Here is an 11518-nt window from a genome sequence, read left to right on the forward strand (position 1 = left end):
GCCAGAAGATCCACCGCCAGAAGATCCACCGCCAGAAGATCCACCGCCAGAAGATCCACCGCCAGAAGATCCACCGCCAGAAGACCCACCGCCAGAAGACCCACCACTCCTGCCACTGCCGCTTGTGGAGCCATTACCGGAGCCGGAACTGCTGTTGGCGCCGGTCGCCACCGCGGCACCACCGGTACTGTTGCCTGGACCGCTCGACGTAGCGGCCGCACTGCCTCCGCTCCCGCCTGTTCCTGAACTCGCAGCGCTCCCACTGCCACTGTCGCCGGACGCCGATGCGCTGCCCCGCGCTACTGCGCTACCCGTGCCGGCCAGCTGGTCGGTCCGTCTGACACAATCAACCGGGGCGCCGGCGTCTCCACTGCATCCGCTTTGCTGGGCACGTGTAGCCGGGTCCGGTGCCGCCAGCGCGGTGTTCGTCGTCAGCATGATCAGGCTGGCAGCAGCCAGAGTCGAGGCACACCGCGACAACGTGTAGTAGTGCTTATTTAATGTTTTACTGTTCATTTTTACTCTCCCTGTCAAACGGCAATGCCTTGTCAGCCTTCATTCCCCATCACACTGTGCATTCGGTGTGATGGGAGGAAGGGCACTCCGCATCAGGTGTCCGGGCCCGTACAAGGCTGAATTGCCGACCGGATGAACCTCCCTCTCACTGGTCGGGCGCCGGTTGATGTCAGATCGACGTAGCAGATGTGGTCGTGCATTTCGTGCGTTGTGGCAGATACGAACTGTCTGATTCATACCGGGCGCGGGTGACTGCCGTGTCTGCAGCAGTCGGGCGTCCAGTAACCAGGCCCGCTTTGTACTCGCGGATGCCCGGTTCACACGCAGCGATATGCGTGCCAGTCCCTCCAGACCGGTGCTGGCTATGGCGCGCTTATGAAACGCATTGCGTTGCACGATCCAGAACGCGTCCAAACGTTTCGACACTGCAACGCCAACTCACAATTCCGCAGAAAATTGGCATGCGGGTCGGAAAATCTGATACCGCACGGCCGTCCATTTTTCAGTTGAGATGCGACTTATCAGTCGATTTTTTTACGCTTGATGGTGGGCCGGATCATTGAATTCCGGGCCTATGTCGCGCGAATTGGCAGTGGCAATTTTGATAGCGGTTCACATGCCTGCTTCACTCATCCTGAATTCCGACACGATGCTTCAGCAATGAAACGCCGGAGAAAAATGCAGCGGCCGTGATCGGGCTTGCGGCCCATGGAATCAACGCTCCGGTCGGGGATGCCCGGCAGAAATTTTGTACAGACGCGTGTAGCGCGTATGAAACGCGAGCGGGTCCCGATGCGGCTGTGCGCGTATGGTCCAGGATCTATAGCGCGTCATGTGACCTGTCATTTTCCGGGGCGAGGTGGCATGCACCTTTTTGTTCGCGTGAAGCCGCGCCGGATTGAAGTTTATGACAGCATCGGGGGCCGTGTCCGGGCGCTCTGTGAAACGTTTCGATCCTGTAACGGGCGATAAAAAGTAGCAGGGAGGGTTGCGTGTACCGTGATGGCAGCGCACGGATCCGGCCTGTCGGAGCCGCACGACGATGCACCTCGCAGTTGTCAGACTGAGGTCTGGCGGAACATGAAACCACGCTCCCCGATGGTCGTGACATTTCTTGCGAGGCTCACGTTTCGCTCATCATCGCGTACTCATGCAATGGGGCGATGCGCAAATGGCCTCACGTTGTTCCTTTCAATTGCAATGCAAATTGTGTCTAAATGTTACAATATATAGTACTACTAAGTCATTGAATGGAGTGAAGAGGCCGGCGATGGGTTATCCATCCCTGTGCAAGAGTGAAACGTTTCGCCCGATCGTCGAATTCACGGTGGATTGCGATCAAAAAAATGGCGGCTTCCGCCTTGAATAAGGCTTGCGGGCGTATTGAAAGGTTTACGCATCTTTAATCGGGATGTCTTTTGGGAGATATTCACGGTGTCTTTCCACGTTGCTTGTCATTCCTATTCGGGGATTTCTGGTGTGAGTTGTTCAACCTCGATACGTTTTAGCATTTTTCCGCCATTGCGCACGCCATACAGTTTCATTGCGCCCGTGCCCAGCAAACGATTGCGCGCCGTGGCACACGTTTCGCTAGATGTCTGTTACCCAGGAGGCACATCATGCGAATCTCTTTTCACATCGACTTGCACAACGTCCTGCCTTGCGCTGCGCGGTGCGCGGCACTTGCCGTGACACTGGTCCTGATTGCATTGCCTTCAGGCGCCAACGCCCAGGAGCCCGTTTCCGCCAGTTCCGTCGACACCGGGTCTGCCACCCTCGCGAGCGTGACGCCCGCAGCGGCGGCAACCTCGGCGCCGGTGGCCGACAACGCAGCACAACCAGTGGACACGCGTGCAGACAGCAGCCTCGCCGGCGAAGCGCTGAGCATTCCCGCCGACGCCGCCGCGACGACCGATCTGGTGCTCGACGACAAAGTGCTGTCGCAGCAACGGGGTGGCTTCGGCGGCATGTTGATGGTCGCCACGACGCCGCAACTGATGCGCGGCAACGGCAACAGCGTGACGCTGTGGGACGAAATCGCCCCGCCGTCGCCACTGCCGGTTCCTGTCGACGTGGCGCATTCGGCCCAGGGCAACGTCACGACCTACCAGAGAAAGCAGTGAAACGACGCGCGCTAGCTGCCCTGACCGATCATCCGAGCAAGGAATCGACATGAGCCCCACAACCCTGATGCCACCCAGCCGCCGCCCTGCTGCAACGCTGCTGTGTACGCTCCTCGGCATCCTTGCAGCCGGTGCCGCGATGAGCGCTACTGCACAGGAGGCGACGAATCCGGGTGACCTGATCATCGAGCGCCAGATCACGCCGCGCGACGCCTTCGTGCCCGTGCCGCGCAGCCAGGATCCGGTGGCGGTCAAAGCCACGACCTTCCCGGCCGCTGCCTTCAACGGAGCAATGGGCTCGATGGCGAGCGATCTCGACCTGAACGGTGCTCACGGTTCGTCTGGCGTGAGTGGCGGCGGCATGATGCCTTCGCTGGTTGGGGCGAATGGTGTCGGCGGGGTCGAACACCTGCTCGCGGGCAACGCCGGCAGCAACGTGCCGGTTGGGAGCGGCGCCTCGATGGGCGGCGTCGGCGGAATTGGCGGCTCGATCGCCCAGTCGGTTACCGGCGCACTTGCACCGCTTGGCGCGGTACTAGGAGCGATGAAATGAAACTGTCACGCGAACCCGCAGCGAAGCGCCTTCCGTCACGCAAGCGGCCGCGCTGGCCCCTGAAGGTATGGGCATTCCTCGGCCTCGCGAGCTTCGCGGCCCATGGCCAGACGCTGCCCGCACAGGTGGATGCGCAATCGTTGATCGGCAGCGGCGCGGTGCTGGGCGCCATGGGCATCGTCGCCATCAACGAGACCTCGGGCCTCGACAACGCGCAGGCGAATCAGGGTGTGTTCACGAGCGGCCCGGTGGCCATCAACCTGATCGCGGGCGCGCAAAGCTCGGTAACGGATGCGAGGACGACGAGCGCGAAAGCCGCGATCGGCAGCAATGCTTTTTCAAACACCTCTGGCCTTATCGAAGTGAATCAGTCGGCCGGTGTGGGGAATCTTCAGCGGAACAGTGCGCTTGTCGGCTCTGCGCCGGTTGAAGCGGTGGTCGTAGCGGATGGCGTGTTATCCGCTACGACCGCAAGGGGAGGCGGCCTGGGCAGATCCGGCGACAGCCACGACAGTCGTGAGGCGTTCATCAGTCAGGACGCGCTCAGGAATGTCAGTGGGATCGTCCAGATCAACCAGACAGCCGGTACAGGCAACATCAGTTCGAACAGTTTTGTGCTCCGTCCCCCGGCGGGCACTTTTTTCTAACGAGCCACACTCTCTAATCGGAGCGTCATCATGAAACGCACTCTCATTGCAGCGGCTGTCCTTTCCACGATGGTAACAGGGTCGGCCTACGCCGAATGCGTCGGCTGCGACCGGGCCGAGCTGTTTACCGCCACCAACATCTTTACCGATATCGATGAATTCGGATTCATTACGCTGCACGGCGGGGTGCACGTGTCGAGCAGCTCCGGCGCCACGATCAACAACACCCAGAACGCGGACATCGGTGGCGTCGACATGAAAACGCCACCGCAGAGCTACGTCTCCGGCACGGTGACCACGACCATCGATACGACGCATGCGTGGGATAACGAAAGCGGCGGCGGTAGCGGCTTTAATGTGCACGCGTCGTATTCCAACGATAGCTACTCCTACGGTCACACCAACACGTCGTCGTCCAGCTGGTCGAGGAGCGCAGGCTTCGTTGCCGGTGGCGGCTTCGCACAGGGCTTTGGCGCGTCGTATGGCGGCTACCACTACGAGAACACCCACGCCTCGGCGAACGGGTATCTGGCTGCGGGATTCATCGCCGGTCTCGGCGGCGGCGGCGGCGTCATCTTCGGTGGCTTCGCATCAGGCTTCGCCGGCGCACTGAACACGCATGAATCGGAAAACTTCGGTGGCGGCTTCCATGAAAATTCCGCAGGGTACAACCTCGCTTATGGAGGCTTCGCGGCGGGCGGGCAGAGCATGCACACGAGCTCGGAGAGTGGCAGCGGCTACCACACCGATTCCGACTTCTCGGCGAGCGCCCACGCGTATGGCTGGAGCCATAACTTCGAGGAAAATTCAGGCCACGTCTCGGTCGAGGGTACCATCACCCAGCACATCAATACCGAAAAGCCAACGGACATGACCGCGTCGATCGGCGCCGGCGCACTGGCAGGCGCGCAAGGCAACATCGGTGTCAACATGGCCACGGGTGTCGATAATGCGCAGTCCAATGACGCCGCTCTGGCGAACATGGATGTCGGTCCCGTGTTCGGCAATGCGCAGATCTACTCGACGCAATCGTCGACCGGCAAGGGCAAGGTGGGGGACTTCAACTTCCTCGCCTCGGTCGGCTCCGGCGTGCTGGCCGGTGCAACCGGCAACATCGGCGTGAACGTGGCGTCGGGTCTTGGCAACGTGCAAAACAACAGCCTGGCGGTATCGGCGACGACGGACAGCAGGGACCGCGACAGCAGGCGCGATGGTGGCGAAGTCATCGCCAGTGACCAGAACTGCCAGACTGCTGACGCCGTCGTGGGTGGCGTCTTCACCGGCTCGGCCACGCTTGGTGCGGGCGCGCTTGCAGGGGCGACCGGCAACATCGGGGTGAACATCGCATCGGGTGTAGGCAACCTCCAGCACAATGGCCTCGCAGTAGCGAGCGTGTCGCACTAGAAAGCTTCATTGCAGGAGAACGCCGGTCAGCCTTCGCGCTGACCGGTTTTCACCGTTTGAGGGGACCGCTATGTTCGCAACGAGCAGGGGAATGCGTGCGTCATGGGTGGCGCTCGGGGCCGGACTTCTGCTGTCACAGGTGGGTCTCGCGCAGAGCTCGCTCAACATGTATGCCGCAGCAGGCGTGCCGTTCAGCATGAACGTGCATTCGATCCGCGATCTGCGCTATGACCACATCGTCGCCCAGCGTTTCGATTACAGTTGCGGCTCCGCCGCACTCGCCACACTGCTGAAATATGGCTACGGCATCGACATTCCTGAACCCGAAATGATCCGCCGCATGATGGTGTTCTCGACACCGGAAGTGGTGGTGAAAAACGGCTTCTCGATGCTTGACATGAAGAAGTTCGTCGAGACGATCGGCCTGCGCGGGCGCGGTTTTCGTGTCACGGTCGAGGCGCTCTATCACCTGCAGATTCCCGTTCTCGTGCTGATCAACACCGACGGTTACGAACACTTCGTGATCGTCAAGCACGCGGAAAACGCCCGCATCTTCATTGCCGACCCAGCGCTCGGCAACCGCATCGTCATGGAAGACGATTTCGTCAGGAAATGGAACGGCCTCGTGTTCGCGGTCGTCGGCAAGCCATTTATGGAGGATTCACCGCTCTTGCAAGGTAACGAGTCGCTCGCGCTCAAGCTGCGTGAACGTGCGCTGGAAAACGGTACGGCCGCGACTCCCTTTGTTGAATACGGTTTGATCAAGGCAGAGCTGTTCTGACCCACCATGGACCGAAACTTAATCGCCATTGGCTGTGCGTTGTGTTTCACAACGTGCGGCCTTGCATCAGTCGCGCAGGCTGCCGAGCTGCCGTCGACTGTGTTTGAAGACGTCGCAGCTCTCAAGCTGCAACCCGTCGACGACGCCATCCTCGCCAACCAGACCGGCAAAGGTATTGCTGGGGACATCATTTCGGGCGTCGTCATCACCCTGCTGTCGCAATGGCAGATGCCGAATGGCACGACCGCCGTGGCGACGGGTGCGCTCGCCATCGTGACCAACACGCTCAACCAGGTCAGTGCCCAGGTCAGTTCGTCCGCGGCGGTGATCGGCCCGGGCAGCAACGCGGGCAGCGGCGCCAATCACAACGCCAGTGCGACAGGTGGCCAGAACGTAAACGTCAACGGGGTGTCCCAGGTCACCCAGGTGGCAGGCAACGGCAACCTCGGCGCCAACCAGACTGTCATCGACTTCAACGCAACAGCAAGCAGCCTGTCCGACGGTTCCTATAACAACGCCACGTCGGCCCTCGCCAGCAACCCGTCCGGCTCCGTGAAAGCCGGCGTCGCGTTCGGCAACGGCGGAATCTCGGTTTCGCTGCAAACGCCCGCGGGCATTGCCACGCAAACCATCGCGCCGGGCAACGCGCAGCAGGCGGGCATGATCGCCCAGCTCCTGCAGATCGCAGGCAATAACCAGCAGGTCGCCAACCAGTTGCAGCTGCATCTGCTCACGCAACCGATGTCGGCCGCGATGCTCCGCCAGATGGGCGTCCTGCAGGCGCTGCAAAACAGCGTGAGGAGATAACGCGGGCCGCCACCCGTCGACATGGAGTAGCAGGAGCAGGAGACGAAGTACAGATGCGACAGCGCGATGCATCAGGAGACCGGCGACGCGCTGCCGTATTACCGGGGGAACAAAAAATGATCACACGTTCAAGGACCAGGGCGCCGCGCATGGCGTTGGCGGCTATTCCGGCCGCCGTCATGCTGTTCGCACTCTCGCAGGGAGCCAGCGCGCAGGCGCTCGCCGATCAATCGCTTGAAGAGCGTCTGAACACGCTGATGCGCGTGGTCGACGAGCAGCAGAGGCAGATACATTCGCTGGAGCGCCAGGTCACCGAGCTCGAGATGTCGCAGCGCGGCCGTGGCGCACCGGGCTATGGCGCGCCCGCCAGTAACGGCACGGTCGCAGAGCAACCGGGCGCGGACGGCCTGCCGGTACCCCTGCCGCCATTGGCCCAGGTGAACCCCGGCGCGCCCGCGCCGGGCGCCGGCAATGGCACCGCGACCGGCGTGCCGGTCACACCGCCTGCACCGGAGGGGGGCGGCACGAGCAGCGGCGCCACGGGCGGCCTGCCGCCTGCGACCGACGGCACCGGCACCGTCGGCCAGACGCAGAAAGCCGCGCAACCGGTGCGCACGCAAGCCGAAGAAGCTGTCGCGCAACGCGAACACGCGCCGCTGTTCGACCACAAGTTGACTCTCGACTGGGGTATCAGCGATACCTACTACGACCGCCGCCAGCTGCAATTGTCTGGTTTCCTCGCGCTCGACGCGATCTTCCTCGGCAACATCAACCTGGGCGAAACCAAATCGCACCAGGTGATGGCGGACCTCGATACGCGCTACGGTCTGACGGACCGGATCAGCGTCGACGTCGACGTGCCGTATATCTACCGCAAGAGTAACTTCATCATCGGCGGCGCAGGCGGCTCGGCTAATACGCTGTCGGATGCCTCGGCGAATTCGAGCGATATCGGCGACGTCAATTTCGGGATCTACTATCAGTTCCTGAAGGAAACCAGCAGCCTGCCGGATGTGGTGGGCAGCCTGCGCGTCAAGTCCCCCACTGGCTCGTCGCCGTTCGGCATCAAGGTCCAGCAGGTCGACGCCGGCAACACCAACCTGGTAGCGCCGACCAAACTGCCCACCGGCACCGGTTTCTGGAACATCACGGCGGGCCTGTCGCTGCTGAAGACATACGATCCGGTCGTGCTGTTCGGCAGCTTCTCTTACACCTACAACATTGCCCGTTCGTTCGCGGACATCTCGTCCGTGGTGGGCCAGACCGAACCGGCGACCGTCAGGCTCGGCGACATCGTCCAGTTCGGCGGCGGCGTCGCACTGGCCTTCTCCGACAAGGATTCGGCCAGCATTTCCTATACGATGGCGCTCGAACCGGAGTCGCAGACCAAGGCGCCGGGCGGCTCGTATTCAAAGGTGCCGGGCAGCGAAACCACTGCTGCCGCACTGACCTTCGGGTTGAATCACGTGGTGAACAAGCATCTGACGATCAACGGCTCGGTTTCCGTCGGCTTGACGCCCGACGCGCCAAACTTCGTGGTCGGCGTGCGCTTTCCCTACACGTTCTGATGTGCTAACGACATGAGGTTCATCGTGCGCGAATCTTACTTTCAGACCAGTGTTACACCACACCCGGGCTCGCATCTGTCTGTTGCCTGCTCGCAGGAAGCCCCTGCGGGGTGCCCCAAAGCGCACCCTCACGGATCGCCCGAGGCAACCGGGATTGCGGATTTGCGGACCGGGCGAACGCTGTTCTACGTCACACGGACACCGGATGAAGCACTGAGCGCTCATCTGCAGAGTCGGGGCTGGCACATCTCGATCGCGCGCTCGGTGCGTGAAGTGGCGGGGTTGCCTAAACCCGACGACGCGTGTGCGGGCATCGTCGATCTGGCGAGCTTTCCGGTGCGTGACCTCGCAGGCCTGGAGGCGAGCCTGCGTCAGCCGCAGATCGGCTGGATCGCGCTCGCTACATCGGCGCGCCTCACGGATCCGCAAGTGCGCCGCCTGATCCGCAATTACTGCTTCGACTACGTCAAGATACCCGTGTCCAACGAATCGATCGATTCCGTTGCAGGTCACGCGTTCGGCATGGCGACGTTGTGTGAACCCGATTTCGAGTTTGTCGTCACGCACGCCGGCGATGACGAAATGGTCGGAACGTGCGAGGCGATGCAGCAACTCTTTCGCATGATCCGAAAGGTCGCGAATACCGACGCCAGCGTTTTCATCTCCGGCGAGTCGGGCACCGGCAAGGAGCTGACGGCGATTGCAATACACGAGCGCTCACTGCGTTGCAAGGCGCCATTCGTGGCCATTAACTGTGGCGCGATTCCACCTCATCTGCTGCAGTCTGAACTGTTCGGCTACGAGCGTGGCGCCTTCACCGGCGCGAACCAGCGCAAGATTGGCCGGATCGAGGCGGCGAATGGCGGCACGCTGTTGCTTGATGAAATCGGTGACCTGCCACTGGAAAGCCAGGCGAGCCTGCTGCGCTTTCTCCAGGAGGGTAAGATCGAGCACCTTGGCGGACATGAATCGATTCCCGTCGACGCTCGGATCATCTCGGCCACCCATGTCGATCTCGAACACGCGATACGCGAAGGACGGTTTCGCGCCGACCTGTTCCATCGCCTGTGCGTGCTGCGCGTTGACGAACCGCCGCTGCGTGCGCGTGGCAAGGACATCGAAATTCTCGCCCATCACATCCTGTACAAGTTCAAGACCGATAATGCCCGCAAGGTGCATGGTTTTGCGTCGTCGGCGATCGAGGCGATGTACAACTACGACTGGCCCGGCAATGTACGCGAGCTGATCAACCGCGTGCGCCGCGCGATCGTGATGGCGGAAAACAGGCTGATTTCCGCGGAAGATCTCGACCTTGCGAGCTTCACCGCGCGACAGACGGTGAGACTCTCGCAAATCCGCGAGACTGCCGAAAAGCACGCCATCGAAGCAGCCCTGTTGCGCCACGGTCACCGGCTGAACGAAACCGCAACGGCCCTTGGCATATCGAGGGTCACGCTTTACAGGATGATGTGTGCCCACGATCTGCGGTAGTGGTGGCTGCACTGCGAGCCGTGTCGACAGCGCGAAGGGCTGCCGTGGTACTTCTTGCACAACTGTCTGCATTCAGGAGTCCGCAAGGCGTTCTGCAGGAATCGAATTCAGGAGGACCCGGTGAGGCTCAGGCGCGAGTGCATTGGGAGTGGACCACAGCTGAGCGAAAGAGGGGGAGCATTGGTTTACACGGCAGCGAATCGTCGCGAACCCGGTAGAACAGGTAGCAGGCTGATTCGTGAATATCGTCATGACAAGAGCGTCTCGTGGTGTAGTGGAAGGAGTCTGTGGACATGGCACATCTTCACTTTCCATGCAGCTTGACAGCACTGCTACTGGTCGGCGCTCTGGCCGCTGGTTGCGGTTCAGTCCCATCTTCCCAATACGGGTACAGGAGCGATTCGAAAACGAAGGCCGCCCCCCTTGCTATTCCGCCCGGGACATCGGCCGCCGTCGCGCAGGATCTTTCACTCGCGCCTCGAAGGCCGCCGACTCCAGGCAACCGCGATGTGGGTTCGCCGCATCCAGTGCCGGAGCTGACGCTCGGTGAGGGATATGGCCGTGCGTGGATTCAGGTGGGGCTCGCGCTGGAGCGCGGCAACTTCACGATTGAGGATCGGGATCGCTCGCGGGGCGTCTATCTCATCCGCTACGTCGACCCGACGGATCTCAGTTCGGCGCAACAGGGTTTCTGGAGCCAGATATTCCATGGCAGAAAAGAAAAGGCTGCAAAGCAGTATCGCATTGGTGTGCGCCCGACGACGTCGGATCAGACGCGTGTTGCCGTCGTCGACGAGCATGGCGATATCGATACATCGCGCCCTGCACTGCAGATCATCGCACTGCTGGCAGACCAGTTTCACTGAGCAGTGGGAGGCCGTGAGAATCTTCGTAGTGAGAAACAGCTGCGAGCCGTGGTGTAAATCGATGATTCTGGTTCGAACCAGGGCCTGCCCTGTCACATGGTGTAGCGCACGAATGGCATTCCACTGAGCGGCTCGTGTCGGGCAGCGCAGGACGATGCATGAGGGCACACGATCGACAGGCGAAGCTGGCGTAAAACACCGCAACGAGGGGCGCGTCATGGAACAGGAGCAGAAGGATCGTTCACGGGTCAACCAGGTGCTGGAGGCACTCGTGACGGGAATTGTCGAAGGCAGATACAGTGCCGGATTGCCTCGGCAGGATGAGTTGTGCAGGGAATTCGACGTGAGTCGCACCGTGATACGCGAAGCGCTCTCGGTGCTGCGCACGCGCAACATGCTCGATGTGCGCCGGCAGGTCGGTACGCACGTCCTGCCGGCGCATCATTGGCGGATGATCGATGAGGACGTGGTGAACTGGCGGTTTCGCGGGAAACCCGATTCAACCTTTCTGCGCGATGTCATTGAGTTGCGCCTCCTGATTGAGCCACGGGCCGCAGCACTGGCCGCGGCCCGTGGCGATCCCGCAGAGATCGCGGCCATTGGTGAAGCGTTTGACGTGTTTCGTGCGACCTGCCCAGGCGAGCCCGGCTATCAGGCCGCTGGTGAACTGCTGCGCATGCGGATTGTCGCGGCAAGCGGCAACCAGTTTTTCCAGCAGATGGCGACCATCATCGGCGGCACGCTGCCGATACTCAATCTTGT

Annotated in this window: 10 protein-coding genes; all 10 read left to right on the top strand. The window is 61.5% G+C overall.

Annotated features, from left to right (window positions below):
• The first annotated feature begins 2135 nt into the window (after window positions 1–2135).
• Window positions 2136–2639, top strand: coding sequence for a hypothetical protein (locus tag KHO33_RS41080; protein WP_200568390.1), 504 nt, complete (start codon window positions 2136–2138; stop codon window positions 2637–2639).
• Between the two features lie 49 nt (window positions 2640–2688).
• Window positions 2689–3192 carry a hypothetical protein gene (locus tag KHO33_RS41085; protein ID WP_234480944.1) on the top strand — a complete coding sequence of 168 codons (504 nt, stop codon included), beginning with the start codon at window positions 2689–2691 and terminating at the stop codon, window positions 3190–3192.
• Window positions 3189–3839 (top strand): hypothetical protein, encoded by a 651-nt coding sequence (locus KHO33_RS41090; RefSeq protein ID WP_234480945.1) that lies wholly within the window; start codon window positions 3189–3191, stop codon window positions 3837–3839. Before KHO33_RS41085 ends, KHO33_RS41090 begins: the two co-directional genes overlap by 4 nt.
• Before the next feature lie 30 nt (window positions 3840–3869).
• Entirely contained in the window at window positions 3870–5243 is a 1374-nt protein-coding gene (locus KHO33_RS41095; protein WP_200568391.1) for a hypothetical protein, read from the top strand.
• A gap of 91 nt (window positions 5244–5334) precedes the next feature.
• Window positions 5335–6024: a C39 family peptidase gene (locus tag KHO33_RS41100; RefSeq protein ID WP_234480946.1), complete on the top strand. Its 690-nt coding sequence runs from the start codon at window positions 5335–5337 to the stop codon at window positions 6022–6024.
• A gap of 6 nt (window positions 6025–6030) precedes the next feature.
• Window positions 6031–6831, top strand: a complete 801-nt coding sequence (locus KHO33_RS41105; RefSeq protein ID WP_200568393.1) for a peptidase C39 — start codon at window positions 6031–6033, stop codon at window positions 6829–6831.
• Window positions 6832–6980: 149 nt separating this feature from the next.
• Window positions 6981–8399 carry a hypothetical protein gene (locus KHO33_RS41110; RefSeq protein ID WP_200568403.1) on the top strand — a complete coding sequence of 473 codons (1419 nt, stop codon included), beginning with the start codon at window positions 6981–6983 and terminating at the stop codon, window positions 8397–8399.
• A 153-nt stretch (window positions 8400–8552) separates the two neighbouring features.
• Complete coding sequence (locus KHO33_RS41115; protein ID WP_407946226.1) at window positions 8553–9890, top strand: sigma-54 dependent transcriptional regulator; 1338 nt, start codon at window positions 8553–8555, stop codon at window positions 9888–9890.
• Between the two features lie 509 nt (window positions 9891–10399).
• The gene (bamC, locus tag KHO33_RS42510; RefSeq protein WP_407946225.1) at window positions 10400–10756 is read left to right on the top strand and encodes an outer membrane protein assembly factor BamC; all 357 of its coding nucleotides are present in this window, start codon (window positions 10400–10402) and stop codon (window positions 10754–10756) included.
• Window positions 10757–10973: 217 nt separating this feature from the next.
• The coding region (locus KHO33_RS41125; protein ID WP_211629309.1) for a FadR/GntR family transcriptional regulator at window positions 10974–11518 on the top strand (545 nt) is incomplete at its 3' end.

This window comes from Paraburkholderia nemoris (assembly GCF_905221015.1).
Classification (GTDB): Bacteria; Pseudomonadota; Gammaproteobacteria; order Burkholderiales; family Burkholderiaceae; genus Paraburkholderia; species Paraburkholderia nemoris.

Excerpts from the sequence above, each read along its gene's own strand:
- KHO33_RS41080 (WP_200568390.1), top strand. The coding sequence starts at position 2,136 with ATGCGAATCTCTTTTCACATCGACTTGCACAACGTCCTGCCTTGCGCT.
- KHO33_RS41085 (WP_234480944.1), top strand. The coding sequence starts at position 2,689 with ATGAGCCCCACAACCCTGATGCCACCCAGCCGCCGCCCTGCTGCAACG.
- KHO33_RS41090 (WP_234480945.1), top strand. The coding sequence starts at position 3,189 with ATGAAACTGTCACGCGAACCCGCAGCGAAGCGCCTTCCGTCACGCAAG.
- KHO33_RS41095 (WP_200568391.1), top strand. The coding sequence starts at position 3,870 with ATGAAACGCACTCTCATTGCAGCGGCTGTCCTTTCCACGATGGTAACA.
- KHO33_RS41100 (WP_234480946.1), top strand. The coding sequence starts at position 5,335 with ATGCGTGCGTCATGGGTGGCGCTCGGGGCCGGACTTCTGCTGTCACAG.
- KHO33_RS41105 (WP_200568393.1), top strand. The coding sequence starts at position 6,031 with ATGGACCGAAACTTAATCGCCATTGGCTGTGCGTTGTGTTTCACAACG.
- KHO33_RS41110 (WP_200568403.1), top strand. The coding sequence starts at position 6,981 with ATGGCGTTGGCGGCTATTCCGGCCGCCGTCATGCTGTTCGCACTCTCG.